The sequence below is a fragment of the Aquimarina spinulae genome (assembly GCF_943373825.1).
GTDB classification, from domain to species: Bacteria; Bacteroidota; Bacteroidia; order Flavobacteriales; family Flavobacteriaceae; genus Aquimarina; species Aquimarina spinulae.
Genome location: NZ_CALSBP010000002.1, coordinates 967311 through 981855 on the forward strand (window position 1 = coordinate 967311; position 14545 = coordinate 981855).

The 14545-nt window shown below is 33.4% G+C and carries 13 protein-coding genes; 1 reads left to right on the forward strand and 12 read right to left on the reverse strand.

Annotation, left to right across the window (positions count from 1 at the left end; translation table 11 throughout):
- Positions 1-150: 150 nt before the first annotated feature.
- From NNH57_RS09845 to NNH57_RS09900, 12 genes are all read right to left on the reverse strand, one after another.
- Positions 151-1260, reverse strand: coding sequence for a hypothetical protein (locus NNH57_RS09845; protein ID WP_074408916.1), 1110 nt, complete (start codon positions 1258-1260; stop codon positions 151-153).
- Positions 1261-1430: 170 nt separating this feature from the next.
- Complete coding sequence (locus NNH57_RS09850) at positions 1431-2078, reverse strand: DUF6090 family protein (protein WP_074408917.1); 648 nt, start codon at positions 2076-2078, stop codon at positions 1431-1433.
- A 160-nt stretch (positions 2079-2238) separates the two neighbouring features.
- The gene (locus NNH57_RS09855) at positions 2239-2562 is read right to left on the reverse strand and encodes a cupin domain-containing protein (protein WP_074408918.1); all 324 of its coding nucleotides are present in this window, start codon (positions 2560-2562) and stop codon (positions 2239-2241) included.
- An 83-nt stretch (positions 2563-2645) separates the two neighbouring features.
- On the reverse strand, positions 2646-3116 hold the full coding sequence (locus NNH57_RS09860) for a DUF1572 domain-containing protein (protein ID WP_108807741.1): 471 nt from the start codon (positions 3114-3116) through the stop codon (positions 2646-2648).
- Between the two features lie 63 nt (positions 3117-3179).
- Positions 3180-4358 carry an AIR synthase related protein gene (locus tag NNH57_RS09865; RefSeq protein WP_074408920.1) on the reverse strand — a complete coding sequence of 393 codons (1179 nt, stop codon included), beginning with the start codon at positions 4356-4358 and terminating at the stop codon, positions 3180-3182.
- A gap of 137 nt (positions 4359-4495) precedes the next feature.
- Complete coding sequence (locus NNH57_RS09870) at positions 4496-5983, reverse strand: carboxypeptidase regulatory-like domain-containing protein (RefSeq protein WP_234423360.1); 1488 nt, start codon at positions 5981-5983, stop codon at positions 4496-4498.
- A gap of 3 nt (positions 5984-5986) precedes the next feature.
- Complete coding sequence (locus tag NNH57_RS09875; protein WP_074408921.1) at positions 5987-7471, reverse strand: CsgG/HfaB family protein; 1485 nt, start codon at positions 7469-7471, stop codon at positions 5987-5989.
- A 6-nt stretch (positions 7472-7477) separates the two neighbouring features.
- Positions 7478-7882 (reverse strand): curli production assembly/transport component CsgF, encoded by a 405-nt coding sequence (locus NNH57_RS09880; RefSeq protein ID WP_025666674.1) that lies wholly within the window; start codon positions 7880-7882, stop codon positions 7478-7480.
- A gap of 10 nt (positions 7883-7892) precedes the next feature.
- The gene (locus tag NNH57_RS09885) at positions 7893-8621 is read right to left on the reverse strand and encodes a CsgE family curli-type amyloid fiber assembly protein (protein WP_108807740.1); all 729 of its coding nucleotides are present in this window, start codon (positions 8619-8621) and stop codon (positions 7893-7895) included.
- 18 nt (positions 8622-8639) lie between these two features.
- Positions 8640-9161 (reverse strand): hypothetical protein, encoded by a 522-nt coding sequence (locus NNH57_RS09890; RefSeq protein WP_074408922.1) that lies wholly within the window; start codon positions 9159-9161, stop codon positions 8640-8642.
- A gap of 88 nt (positions 9162-9249) precedes the next feature.
- Positions 9250-10773 carry a hypothetical protein gene (locus NNH57_RS09895; protein ID WP_074408923.1) on the reverse strand — a complete coding sequence of 508 codons (1524 nt, stop codon included), beginning with the start codon at positions 10771-10773 and terminating at the stop codon, positions 9250-9252.
- 337 nt (positions 10774-11110) lie between these two features.
- On the reverse strand, positions 11111-13297 hold the full coding sequence (locus tag NNH57_RS09900; protein WP_074408924.1) for a glutamine synthetase III family protein: 2187 nt from the start codon (positions 13295-13297) through the stop codon (positions 11111-11113).
- Positions 13298-13515: 218 nt separating this feature from the next.
- Here NNH57_RS09900 and NNH57_RS09905 point away from each other — a divergent pair, with 218 nt between their 5' ends.
- Positions 13516-14541: a glutamine synthetase beta-grasp domain-containing protein gene (locus NNH57_RS09905; protein ID WP_074408925.1), complete on the forward strand. Its 1026-nt coding sequence runs from the start codon at positions 13516-13518 to the stop codon at positions 14539-14541.
- Positions 14542-14545: the final 4 nt, after the last annotated feature.

The window sequence follows — 14545 nt, forward strand, 5'->3', positions numbered from 1 at the left end:
GTTTAAAATTATTTTAAACACAAAGCATCAATAGTTTATGAACAACTAAAAGGAAAGTTCTAAAAAATAGTAATTTATATTAAATTGTTATTCTCTTACAAGTAGTTACAAATAATCACAACCTATGATTTAGTATCTGATCGATACTATTTACGAAGTTTTATTAAACTCTTCTAATAGTGTTTGATCGATACTAATATTTTCTGGAATAACCCGAAGTCTATATTTTCCTTGTCCCATAAATGTGAACAAATCTTTTCTTTCTAGTTGTAATATAGGCTCTAATTGAAGTATTGTATTGATATTTTCTATAATTCTGCTTAAGTAAGTTTGACTCTTTATTTCTCCTCCAGAATTCACTACTAAATATTGTCCTTCTCCTGTTTCATATTTTCGTTTTATAGCAAACCTTAATAAGTTTTTGTATTGTGTAGTTTTGGACCCAAAATCTATGGTTTTATCATAAATCTCTTTAGATGGGATTGTTATTTTGACCAATGACCAATCCATAAATTTAATCGTCATTTCGCTAGGTTTTGGTGTTAATGCTAATTGAATAACCCAGCTTGTGGCTAATACCAGAAAAACAGAAATAAATGTTGTTTTAGCAATAATCTTTATTAAATGACCATATAATTCATTACTCATTACCACAAAAACATCTGGCATTTGCGATACTAGCATTAGAAAAAAGGCCACTACCGAAATTACCGCTACAAGCTTTAATCCTCGATTCATAAATGTTCTATAGAATGAAACAATAAGCAACCAGGTGAGTAGGCAAGAAAATATTAAATCTGGCACACTACTAATTCGTATTCCATTTACTACAGGAGTATCTTTAAACTTTTGAATCAGAGCAAAAGTTACAATAGACACCACTACTGCTATACCAATAAGAATAAGAGTATTTCTCTTATTTTTTGATAAAAACTGAGGTGCAAAATCAAAGTAAAACAATGCCATTATTAAAACCAAAGTATTCAGCACCGAAAAAAGGCTATATCCTATGTCGTAGATAATCGTATCAGTAAATAAGAAGAGGTTACCCATATAAATCCACCCTCCAGAAAACACCCACACAAAAAGGGCCAGACTTAAATACAACAAGCCTTTATCTATTCTTTTTTGAGAATCATCTTCTTCTAAAAACTGTCTGAAACGTTTCCTTATATTATACCATATAGCCAATAACAATATCCCTCCTATCAAAGCGATACATATGTGTGCCAGGCTATAAAACTTAGTAATATCTGACATATCTGATTATCTGAACGATAAAGGTAATTACATATTCGATTTAAAACAAGACTATTCATCTTTTGATGTGACAATCAAATAATATAGTATTACTGATTAGAAATATACGGTTATTATGAAATCATTTTTAAGATTTCAATACCTTCTCAAACATTTATATACGCTTTATCTTATGGGTTTATTAACTTTAAAATACTATCACAGTGTGTAATCGCCATTTCGGTAGCACTGATCTGAATAGTATATGCTCCTCCGAGACTTTGAACAATCCTTTTTAATAAACGAACATCTTCAAAAGGGAACTCCTTTTTTTTCATTTTATCAAAATCTGAGTTATATATATAATACTTTCCCAAATACTCGCGGTGAATGATTTCCTGCCGTTCATAAGCTTTAGTTACCTTCTGTAAATCCGAAGAATAATGTTTCTGAATAGCCGACTTTAAAGATATGTCATTAAAAAGAGTGAAATCTCCAGAATTGACTAAGGTTTTATAAGTGATGTCTTGGGGAGTAAACTCTATCAACGGAGAAATACTAAACACTTTTGTGGTAATTGTGTAATTTTCTATAGTAGTATCATTAAGCACTTTTGCAATAGTTTCGGCATCTTTTTTATACTTTACTAATGTCTTTAGATTCTTTGTTAGTTCTTCTTTATCGGCAAGGATATCTATCTTTAAATTTTCTAGATACGTGTCTCTAAGATTTTTATCTTTTTTCTCCTCTGCACATTGATTAAGATTAAAGGCAATAGTGATACCAACAATAACGATTAGAATTTCTCCTAAGGTATACTGCCAATTTATTTTTTTCATTTGACATCCAGATTAATTGTTCAGTAAAAGGTAATGATTTAATTTTTATAATAATAGTTGATCTATGTATCTGAAATACTATTTCTAAAACCTCATCTGATGCTCTACAATAATTCTTTAGCATACACTTAACAGAAAGTAGTATTTAGAAGTTCTATCCTCAAACAAAATTTTTATAATCTTCTCTTACCGGACTAAAAGTATCCAAAACTCTACAATTGGTCAATGCAATTCCGCTATGGGGTATATTTGGAGGGATTACAGCAACAAATCCTTTTTCATAAACATTTGTTTCCTCACCTATGGTTAACTCTAGTTTTCCTTCTAAAACTTGTGTTGTCTGTTCATGAATATGAGAGTGTAATGGTAAGACCGATCCTTTTTTTATTTCCCAAAAGGCAAGGGTTGAATATTCGGTATGGATAAATTTACCTTTAAAGCCTTCCATTATCTCTTTATCTTCAATTTTTGAAATATCTATCATAGGTAACACAGTATTATTATAGCTTAAACGAGCACTTAATCTAATGGAAATGTTTATTTCTGGTAGTTTTCTTATATATTTTTCTACCTGTTTTTTATTAGTTTTTTTATTAGCAAAACTTGCCCTAGATGATAATAGGTATGTTCAATGATTACATCTATATTCCTGTGGTAATCTCCATATTTTTCATCAACAAAATTTTTAAATAATTCTTTGTCGGTCATCTTTGCTACCAGGTAGATAAACTTCTCTGAGTCAGAACAAAACTTATTTATTAAGTTTTTCCAATCTTCATTGGACCTAACAGGTGGATAGTCAAAGCTATATTTGTCTTTGATATCAAGAGAACCACCTTCAAGTACTTTTGCTACGCCAGCAATATAATAACTAACATGAAATGTCAAATCTGCAATAGAATTTAAAGAATCTACTTTTTGAATTGCTTCTTTCCAGTCTAAGTCAAAAATTTGTTCCTTAAAATTAGTTCCCGTTACCCATTTTCCTTCAATGAGAACTTCTTTCAAACGATTAGCAAGTGATTCTGCTAACTTCATTTTATTTAAGATTTAAATAAATTTTTATTCACTTCCCTTATTAGTCAAATTGCTACCTGTAACTTAGTAAATATAAGTTCCAAACTCACTTTTGATGGTAAGTTTCTTCTCTTCAGAAGCCTCGACACGACCAACTATTTGGGCATCTACATTAAAACTTTTTGAAATTGATATGATTTCTTCTGCCACTTCTGGTGCAACATACAACTCCATACGATGTCCCATATTAAATACCTGGTACATTTCTTTCCAATCTGTTCCAGAGTTTTCTTGAATCAATTTGAATAATGGAGGTACATCGAATAGGTTATCTTTAACGATATGCAGATTTTCTATAAAATGTAGAATCTTGGTTTGAGCGCCACCGCTACAATGTACCATTCCGTGAATGGTTTCTTTATCAAAGTTTGCTAAGATTTTTTTGATAATCGGAGCGTATGTTCTGGTAGGTGATAATACCAATTTACCGGCATCGATAGGTGCATCTTTTACGACATCTGTTAAACTTGTCTTACCAGAGTATACTAAATCTGAAGGTACAGAAGGATCAAAGCTTTCTGGATATTTTTCTGCAAGAGTCTTACTAAACACATCATGGCGAGCGGATGTTAAACCATTACTTCCCATACCACCATTATATTCTTTTTCATAGCTTGCTTGCCCAAAAGAGGCCAATCCTACAATTACATCACCTGCTTTTATATTTGCATTATCAATTACATCTTTACGTTTCATACGGGCCGTTACTGTAGAGTCCACAATAATCGTTCGTACCAGATCTCCAACATCAGCAGTTTCCCCGCCTGTAGAATGAATTTCAACTCCAAAATCCTTAAGTTCTTTAAGCAACTCTTCGGTTCCGTTAATGATTGCAGATATCACTTCACCCGGGATCAGGTTTTTATTTCTTCCGATAGTAGAAGACAACATTATATTATCGGTTGCTCCCACACATAATAAATCATCGATATTCATGATTAATGCATCCTGAGCAATTCCTTTCCATACAGAAACATCTCCTGTTTCTTTCCAATACATATATGCCAGAGAAGATTTGGTTCCTGCTCCATCGGCATGCATGATCAAACAATACTCTTGATCACCGGTTAAATGATCTGGCACAATTTTGCAAAATGCTTTTGGAAAAAGTCCTTTATCAATGTTTTTAATCGCACTATGTACATCTTCTTTAGACGCAGAAACACCACGTTGCGCATAACGTTTACTTACTTCTTGACTCATTATATTGAAAATTAAAGCGCAAAGATAATTTAATTAATTACGAATTGCGAATTACGATGTACGAATTATAAAGTCTAAATTACTAAACTTAACATCATACAGGCATCATAATTCGCAAGTCAAAAATTATAAATAAGTTATTCCCAATCAGGCATTGCTGCTTGTTGCAATAGTGTAATTCTTCCATCTAAATCAGCAATGGGCACGGTCAGGATATTTTTTTCAGAAATCCCATCATTCGAGGTGTTTACAAAAATTATACTAGCCTCATTTGGTGAAAATCTGGCATCCAGGTCATTAGTCCCTGCTGTTTTGTCTGTAGACAGATCTGTACTTACCATAGTGCCTAAATCATAGATAAACACACGAGAATCTAATTGACGATAATTTGGATTTTCTGCCCCAGACATATCCCGGCTGTATAACAACTTAGTGCCATCTACAGACAAATTGATACTACCTGCAGCACCATTTTGGCCCGTAAGCACAGTATTTTGTACCACTCCCGCTCCATCAATTGTAAAAATTTGTACTCCGTATCCATCTAAATTATTCGTTTTTATAGCAGTTATACCTGTACTTTCATTTTTATCTACTTCGGTAATCAAATCACCAGTAGTTTGATATATTAAACTCAAACCGCTTCCATCTATATTAATAGAATATAGTTTATTCTGATTAGGAAATAACAATTTTGCTCCATTGGCATCCCATGAAAAATCCACTTCTTTAAGATTAAACCCAGAAACTCCAACTGTAGAGGTAATTTGTTTTATTTGTGAACCATCCTGGTTCATTGTAAACAAATGAATCTGGGAGCCTACTGATTGTAAAAAAGCAATTTTTTTGGTTGTAGCATTTCTTCTAGGTCTAAAACTATTTTTTGATACCGAAGTAAGCGCTATTTCTGTTCCCCCACTCTCATCTGCAGAATAAATAACACTGTTACCCCCAACTAGTTTTGTATATACAATTCTATTGTTTGGTGGCCCAGCAGTTGTAAAAGCAAAAGTTGTGCTATTAACCGGGTCATTAATATCATCACTAGAACTTACTTGCCAAAAATATTTGGTAGCAAAGGAAAGCCCGGATACAGTATATGTTGTATCTGCAATATTTTCAAAAACTTCTACATTAGAATTTTCTTCATTCCTTAGACTTACCTTGTAAGTAAGTTTATCATCATCAGGATCCTTGGCACTCCACACCAATTTAACTTCTAATGGCTGATCGACAGCATTATCTACTGGTGTTACTAAAATTGCAGCTTCTGGTGGGCGGTTGGTAGCTGTTGCTATATCCATTTCAAGAACTATTTCAAGTTCTTTATCTGCTAATACTGTAATTGCTTCGAAAACTGCCAGTAGCCCATCTCGTTGACCCGAAAGAGAATAATCTCCCGAGGCTACATTCTTTAAATGATAGACACCATCTTTATCTGTAAAAACAGTACTTGAAGCAGGATTTGTTGATATTTTCACATTTTCTAAAGGTTCGTTAGTTCCTTTTTTAACTACTTTTCCTTTAACAGATCCTAAACCTTCAGAATCAATAGTATCTTCACTACAAGAAGCCGTAGCCAAAATTACAAAAACACTTATTATTCTTATGATAATTTTTCTCACAACCTATTCGTTTTTATCCTCTCGGATTATACCTTCTTTTCTAATTTTTCTATTTCTTTTTCTTAGCTCACGTAATTCTACATTTTTCTCTTGTTTCTGTAATCTTGATTTTTTACTCGCCTTTGCAGGGTTTCCAAAATACCAATTAAGTCCAAAAGAAAAATTAAAATATTGATCATCTCGTTTTCCTTGAACTACACCATCTAATTCGTCGCTAAGAACCAGATTATGAGTAGCCCCAACAGAAATACCTATTTTATCAGAAATTAAATATTCTACACCACCTCCATATTGAAACTTAAACAATGTAGTATCAAAATCATCATCATTCACAATTCCTACTCCCCCAAATAAAAAGGGTGACAACCTATCAAAGGGTAAAAGGCTTAACTCTGTATTAAGATCAAAAGCGTTAAATCCTTTAGAAAATGCGTTTTGATTAGTGAGTTCAAATTTATTAATACTTCCATTAACATTAAGATATGGGTTAAAATACCATCTCGCACCAATCTTTGCAGAATAGGTAAGCTCTGGGTTATTATAATCTCCGCTCACTAAAGCAGTTCCTCCTTTTAAAAATGCAGAAATCTTAGTTCTTCTTTCTTTAAAATACCGATCGTACAATGCCGTATTTTGTGCTTCATATTTTTCTGCTTTGTAATTTTCTATCAATGTATTTACAACTTCTGGTTCTGCTTTAACAGCCCATAACTTATCTTCGATTCCTTCTACAATTAGAGATTCTACGGCTTTCTCTATTGCTTCTGATACTGCCATTTGAGCAGGTTCATTTTTAGTAAAACCAGTTTCAGCCTCGAGCAATCTTTTAAATTTTATATATCTAAAGAAATTTGCATCTAGTGCTTGTGACAAAATAGTTTTAGACACATACACTGTTTTTAAGATTTTACCACTCGAAGTAGAAACAGCTCTTAAATAAATTGTAATTCTATCTTGTCTATATTGAGTAGAAGCTCCTACACCAAAATATCTTGCTCCCAATCCACCTGTGATGATATTAGAATCATAAGATACAATCCCTCCTTCGAGGATAATCCCCGCATATAGTAATGGTGGTAATTGTGGCTCGTTGGTGTTTTTGGTTTTTCTATATTCTTTTCTTGTAGAACGTATAATATTACGTTCATTGAGCAAGTTGCTTAGATTTTCTCTTTCGATAGGCACAAACCACTTAGAGTCTTCGAGTGCTTTGATCAAAATTGTTGTTGCTCCTTGAGTAACGGCTGTACTAAAAGTGCTTCCATTCTCTGTAGGTTTATATTGCCCAGTTTGATCTCTAAATTTATACACCCCAACAACAACAGGTTCTACCGGTGAAGGAAAACCCCTTAATGTTTTTGTAACTTCTGTATCTTCTCCTATTCTGGCATTTTCGATAGTTATAGGTTGATTAAAATACGTCCCACATCCGTGTAATAAAAATACGCAAGAAATTACCGCGATTACTTTATAAAACTTATGATACATTAAAAATTAATTAGGAATTATTACTTGGGACTGGTCTCCGGTGCTTGTATCTAATATATTGATTACCAACCCTTCTCCAGAAGGAAAGATTTCTATAAATAATGATCCAAAATTATACGTTCCTTCGGTAAGACCTCCTTCTCCAAATTGTTCGGTAAATAGTGTTCTTGATATCTGACTTAATAACTGGTTATTCAGATTCTCTGTAAATCTTTCTACATCCGATCTTTGATCTCTTGAATCGGTAGGGTCTGTAAATTTATTCTGAGCTTCGGCAGAACTAAGGAGCCATTGATAATTAAATGTATCGCCTCCAAAAGCAGGATTTACAGGCTTATACACCAAATCTTGCCCAAAAGAAAAGCTACATATCGAGAAAACAAGAAAAAGCGTTATTAAAATTGATTTCATCTTAACTGTTTTAATACTGAAAAATATCGTTCTTCTGTTTTTTTAGATCCTTAAAATATTTGTACACTTTTCGAATTGCAATTTTCGACATTTGTTCTAAATATTCCAAATCTGGTTTTCCTATAAATTCATGAATGACATTATCCTCTATTTTTACTTGAATAATAGTACTGCGACCAAAGCTTAATTTTTCATACACCCCAACTACTTTATTACCGTTTATTTGGTTTAATGTATAGGAGGCATAGAAAAATTCATAGAAATCTCTTCCTGGTTTGGTCTTAGTCTCTTCTATCACTATTCCTTTTAATTCAATTCCATCATCAGAGGAGATATCATCTTCTGTTGAATTAGACTTCTGATTAGCTTCTTCATTAAAAGCAAGCCTATCTTTGCCTATAATCTTATCTTCTTCATAAATCAATAAAAGTAATACTATTTTATCACTCTCATCTACACTAATTGCCCCTCTTGAGAGTTCTTTACTTTCGTTTGCTTCTAGCGTAAATCTTCCTTCCTGATTATTTTTAGATACATTATTATTTGCATCTGTTCGAAAAACAGTAATAGTATATTGCAAACTTTTGTATACTTCTGTAGTATTAGTAGCAGTAGCAACCACAGAAATCATATCGTCTATAGTTACTGTTTTAACTTTTGCAACTACATCGGTATTTGTGAACTGTGCAATTGAAACCTGAAAACACAAAGTTGCAAGTATGACAAGTTTACACTTCATACTTTTATATGTCTGTTATTAAAAACTTCTAACAATTATAGTTCTGGCATCGCCAGACATTTTAAATTTTAAATTCTTTGACAGTTCATTACTACCAAATCGTTCAAAAATCAGGTTATTACCTTCTTGTATAAGTTCTAAATTAGTTGATATATCAGGATTAAAAGAAAAATCAGTCACAGAATTATTATTTCCTGTTTGTATAATTGATTTCTCTATTTCTCTGGCAGATTCATTTATCTCTACTAGATTTTGGTCCCCTTTCTGAAGTATTTTAATATCTGAAGATTCTGCAATAATAGTAGAAAGCACAGCATTACTCGTTCCTATTTGCTGAATAAAAACTGCATTTACTCCATTAGAAAGAGGTAACGATTCTGCTCCTACAGATAATACATTATTAACCTGAGACAGGGTAATAAACTTATCTTGATCAGTAACAGAAAGCTCGCTTTCACCTTTTAAATTTTGAGTATACCCATTAGAAAAAGTAAAGAAAATAAAAAACACCAATGCCTGTATAAGAATGGTTTTGTTCATCTTTTTCAGAATTTAAAAAATCAAGATAAGAGTTATGCTCAAATTGAGCATAACTCTTATAAAGAAATTAAAGTTTATTCGAATCTAATTAATTCGAACCATTTTGAGTTACAGTAGCACCATTGTTTACTCCTGTTTGAAGAATCACACTAGTGTTCATATCTCCTATCTGAGTTACAAAAGTATTGTTACCTGTTCCTACCTGAGTATCTGTAGCGACATTCATATTTCCAAATTGGAGAATATCACTTGTATTGCTAGCTCCATTTTGAGTTGAAGCAGCTCTATTTTCATCACCAAACTGAATTTGGCTAACAAGGTTATTTTCTCCAGCTAAATTGAAATCTGAACTTCCTTCTTGAGAAGCTTCAGCAACGTTACCGTTACCTAGTTGAAGTTGTCTCGTAGTGTTTTCTCCTCCAAAATTTATAAGGTTCTGAGTAGCAGAAGCATTGTTTCTATCTCCTAACTGAGTTTGTACTACAACATTATTATCTTCTTCGTGTCTTGCAAAAGCTTCGTTACCGTTACCAGACTGAAATTGATCTACAAGACCACCTCTAGAAGTAAAGAACGCCCCTCCTTGTACAGAAGTCGCATTGTTACCAACTCCTGTTTGACTTTGGATAGCTGTATTATTTGCTCCTGATTGTGTTGTAGAAGCAACATTTTCATCACCAGATTGTGATTGATCAGAAATATTAGTACTTCCGTTTTGAGATGCTGTAGCTGCGTTACTATTACCTTCTTGTACTTGAGTAGCTAGGTTATCTCCTCCAAAAGATCCTAAATTTTGCTCTGCACTTGCATCATTAGAGTCTCCTGTCTGGCTTTGAAGAATTGTATTATTATCTTCTTCATGATTCGCAAATGCATTATTTTCATCACCTGCCTGTACTTGCTCTACTCTTCCTCCTCTAGAATCAAAAAGGGTACTACCTTGTACAGAATTTGCAGTGTTACCTCCACCTTCTTGGTCTTGGCTCACAGAATTATTATTTCCCCACTGTCCTGCAGTAGCGATATTAGCATCTCCTATTTGTGATTGTGAAGAAAGATTGTTCTGTCCTACTTGCGTAATAGATGCTACGTTAAAGTTTCCTTCTTGATTAAGTTCACTAAAGTTATCTATCCCTTCTTGGCTTGAAGACCCAGAATTACCATCTCCAAATTGAACCTGAATAGCAGTATTGGTTAATCCTTCCTGAGATATTGTTGCTTCGTTCCTATCTCCTTCCTGAAGTTGATTAGCTACATTACCCCCTCCTTCAAATGCTAAGTTTTGAGTAGCTCTAGCAGAATTACCATTACCTACTTGTACTTGATACACTTGATTATCTGCTTCCTCATGATGAGCAAAAGCCGAGTTCTTATCTCCTGTTTGAGATTGTTCTACAACTCCGTTACTTGAATTAAATGCTGTAGTACCTTGGATAGCTTCTGCATTGTTAGCCTTTCCTTCTTGAGTTGTTAAAGAAGAATTAGTTGCCCCTACCTGAGAAATATTAGCGATATTATCATCCCCGGTTTGAGTAACATTACTATTGTTTGACTGTGCGATCATTGCCGTAGCGCTTAATAAAGCTGCTAAGCTAAAAATTAATTTTTTCATACGTAATATATATTAAAAGTGATTAAATTGAGTTACTTTACTTAAAATTTTACAGCACAAGAACAATAAAGATCAGAAAAATCTAATCTCCACTTATTATTCAGTAAAAAAAATATATTTTGGGACCTGGGGGGTATAATCAAAAGTATGACGACCATTTTGATATTATCAAATTTAGGAAAATATTAAAGCTATTATTATCAATTCCCCAACTATTCGATGAAATACATGCAAAAAAACCATAGAAAAATAAATTCCTATGGTTTTTAAAGGGTTTATCAAATATCAGTTTTTCACTAAAATTTAATTGAAAAAAAAATAGTAGGTTAATTCTTACCTACCTTGTAAAAAGCAGCTCTCTATATTTTGTTAGCGGCCATAGTTCATCGTCTACAAGTAATTCTAATTTATCGCAGCTATATCTAATTTCATCAAACAGAGGTTTCACTTTATCACAATAACTCGAAGCTTTTTTCTCTAGATCTTCAAGTTTGTTTGCTTTTTTACGTGCTTCGGTCATTTCATTAACCTTAGTGTTGATCTTACCAATATGTCCCGAAATCTCTTCTATGATTCCCATCTGCTCCTTAGCATATTTTTTAAAATCTTTACCATATAGTTCTTTTAATCCAGACACATTATTGATTAACATATTTTGATACCGTATTGCAGTCGGAATCACATGGTTTCGAGCAATATCTCCAAGCACCCTACCTTCTATTTGAATTCTTAATACATATTCTTCTACTTCAATTTCATAACGAGCTTCGGCTTCAATCTTATTCATTACACCCATTTTCTCAAAAAGTTCCAGGTTTTTCTTAGAAACCTTAGCTTTTAGTGCTTCGGGGGTAGTTTTATTATTACTTAACCCTCTCTTCTTAGCTTCTTTTTCCCATTCCTCGCCATATCCATTTCCTTCAAAAAGAATATTTTTGGATTGCTTTATATATTCTCTTAACACATTAAATATTGCCTCATCTTTTTTGAGTCCCTTTTTATCAATCAATGCGTCAACTTCTTTCTTAAAATCTACCAGCTGTTTTGCTACGATAGTATTAAGAATTGTCATTGGATTTGCACAGTTTGCTTTAGACCCTACAGCTCTAAATTCAAATTTATTTCCTGTAAAAGCAAAAGGAGAAGTTCTATTACGATCTGTATTGTCTAATAAAATCTCTGGTATTTTCCCTACTACATTTAATTTAAGATCTGTTTTTTCTTGTGGAGATAATTTCCCATTAGTAACTCCTTCTAATTCTTTAAGTACAGCTGTTAATTGCTCTCCTATAAATACAGACATAATAGCTGGAGGCGCTTCATTAGCTCCAAGACGGTGATCATTACTAGCCGAAGCAATACCTGCTCTCATTAATTCTTCATTTTCATTAATAGCTTTAATAGTATTAATGAAAAAGGTTAAAAATTGAAGGTTACTCATTGGTGTTTTTCCCGGGCCTAATAAATTTACACCAGTATTTGTTGCCAAAGACCAGTTATTGTGTTTTCCTGATCCATTTACACCTGCAAAAGGTTTCTCGTGTAAAAGTACAGTTAGGTGGTGTCTTGCCGCTACTTTATCCATAACATCCATAAGTAAGGAGTTGTGATCTACAGCAAGGTTTGTTTCTTCAAATATAGGAGCCAACTCAAATTGATTAGGAGCTACCTCATTATGACGTGTTTTTACCGGAATACCCAACAGCATACATTCTGTTTCCAAATCCCTCATATAATCCAATGCTCTTGTAGGGATGCTTCCAAAATAGTGGTCATCTAGTTGTTGTCCTTTTGCTGCAGAATGACCAAGAAGTGTTCTACCGGTCATTACAATATCGGGTCTAGAATATGCCAATGCACTATCAATCAAAAAATACTCTTGTTCCCAACCCAAAGATGCATTTACTTTTTTAACATTCTTATCAAAATACTTGGCAACAGCTGTTGCTGCGTTATCGACAGCCTGCAAAGCTCTTAACAATGGCGTTTTATAATCCAGAGCCTCCCCTGTATAGGCGACAAAAACGGTAGGAATACATAATGTAGTACCATAAATAAAAGCAGGAGAAGTAGGATCCCATGCAGTATACCCCCTAGCTTCGAAGGTATTACGAATCCCTCCATTAGGAAAAGAAGATGCATCTGGTTCTTGTTGTACCAATTGTCCTCCTCCAAATTTTTCGATGGCCTGCCCATTCCCTATGGTTTCAAAAAAGGCATCATGTTTTTCTGCTGTTGCTCCTGTTAATGGTTGAAACCAATGGGTATAATGTGTTACACCTTTAGAAAGTGCCCATTCTTTCATCGCCGATGAAATTTGATCAGCAATCTTGCGATCAATTTTAGAACCATGTTCTATGGCATCCATTACACTACTATAAGCATCTTTGGTAAGATACTGAAGCATTGTTGTTTGATTAAATACATTGTTACCAAATAATACAGATCGACGTTCTGTTTCTGTAACTATAACAGGTTTACGATGTAAGCTCTCTTTTAGAGCTTGAAATCTGAGTGTTGACATAATTAAGTGAGTTTTATACAAAGATAAAAGAAGTTTCTATTGAAAATATAAAAAATATTTTCTTTCAAAATTAATAATTATTTAAAATACCCCCTAAAAAAACAGGGTATTAATAAAATTTATTATAAATATAATTATCGACCCCCTATTTTTTTGGTAATACCAAAATAAAAACTAATTTTGGACCTTATAACAATTCAATTTATAAAGTGTTAATTATGAGTAAAGCTAAATTAGAATACATTTGGCTAGATGGTTACAAACCAACTGCTAACTTAAGAAGTAAAACAAAAATTGAAGAAAATTTTAGCGGAAAGCTTGAAGAGTGCCCAATGTGGTCTTTTGACGGTAGTTCTACAAGACAAGCAGAAGGCGGTTCTTCTGATTGTTTATTAAAACCTGTTGCTATATATCCTGATCCTGCAAGAAAAAATGGATACCTGGTAATGACAGAAGTTTTAAATTCTGATGGAACTCCTCACGAGTCTAATGCACGAGCAACAATCGATGATGATGATAATGATTTTTGGTTTGGTTTTGAGCAAGAATACTTTATTATGGATTCTAAAACACAGCTACCATTAGGATTTCCTGTTGGTGGTTACCCTGGCCCACAAGGTATGTATTATTGTTCTGTAGGAGGTAGAAATACACATGGAAGAGATTTTGTTGAAGAACATGCTGATCTATGTATCGCTGCAGGACTTAATTTTGAAGGAATTAATCAAGAAGTTGCAAGTGGACAATGGGAATTTCAACTATTTGCCAAAGGAGCTAAAAAAGCTGGAGATGAAATATGGGTAGCTCGTTATTTATTAGATCGTCTCACCGAACAATATGGGTATTATATTGAATATCACCCTAAACCTATTAAAGGAGACTGGAATGGTTCTGGTATGCATGCAAACTTTTCTAACGAAGTATTAAGAACCTGTGGTTCTAAAGAAGTTTATGAAACTATTTGTGAAGCATTTAGACCTGTTACCAAAGAACATATTGCTGTATATGGTGAGTTTAATGATCAACGATTAACCGGTGAACACGAAACACAGTCTATACACGAATTCTCTTATGGAGTATCAGATAGAGGAGCATCTATAAGAATTCCTATTATTACCGTAGAAAAAGGATGGAAAGGTTGGCTAGAAGACCGTAGACCTGCATCTAACGGTGATCCATATAAAATTGCTGCTAGAATTGTAACTACTGTTAAAACTGCAGATGTTGCAGCTGTAATGGCATAATAAC

Bases quoted from the DNA above. Each gene is read 5' to 3' on its own strand.
- NNH57_RS09845 (WP_074408916.1), bottom strand. From the start codon at position 1,260: ATGTCAGATATTACTAAGTTTTATAGCCTGGCACACATATGTATCGCT.
- NNH57_RS09850 (WP_074408917.1), bottom strand. From the start codon at position 2,078: ATGAAAAAAATAAATTGGCAGTATACCTTAGGAGAAATTCTAATCGTT.
- NNH57_RS09855 (WP_074408918.1), bottom strand. From the start codon at position 2,562: ATGATAGATATTTCAAAAATTGAAGATAAAGAGATAATGGAAGGCTTT.
- NNH57_RS09860 (WP_108807741.1), bottom strand. From the start codon at position 3,116: ATGAAGTTAGCAGAATCACTTGCTAATCGTTTGAAAGAAGTTCTCATT.
- NNH57_RS09865 (WP_074408920.1), bottom strand. From the start codon at position 4,358: ATGAGTCAAGAAGTAAGTAAACGTTATGCGCAACGTGGTGTTTCTGCG.
- NNH57_RS09875 (WP_074408921.1), bottom strand. From the start codon at position 7,471: ATGTATCATAAGTTTTATAAAGTAATCGCGGTAATTTCTTGCGTATTT.
- NNH57_RS09880 (WP_025666674.1), bottom strand. From the start codon at position 7,882: ATGAAATCAATTTTAATAACGCTTTTTCTTGTTTTCTCGATATGTAGC.
- NNH57_RS09885 (WP_108807740.1), bottom strand. From the start codon at position 8,621: ATGAAGTGTAAACTTGTCATACTTGCAACTTTGTGTTTTCAGGTTTCA.
- NNH57_RS09890 (WP_074408922.1), bottom strand. From the start codon at position 9,161: ATGAACAAAACCATTCTTATACAGGCATTGGTGTTTTTTATTTTCTTT.
- NNH57_RS09895 (WP_074408923.1), bottom strand. From the start codon at position 10,773: ATGAAAAAATTAATTTTTAGCTTAGCAGCTTTATTAAGCGCTACGGCA.
- NNH57_RS09900 (WP_074408924.1), bottom strand. From the start codon at position 13,297: ATGTCAACACTCAGATTTCAAGCTCTAAAAGAGAGCTTACATCGTAAA.
- NNH57_RS09905 (WP_074408925.1), top strand. From the start codon at position 13,516: ATGAGTAAAGCTAAATTAGAATACATTTGGCTAGATGGTTACAAACCA.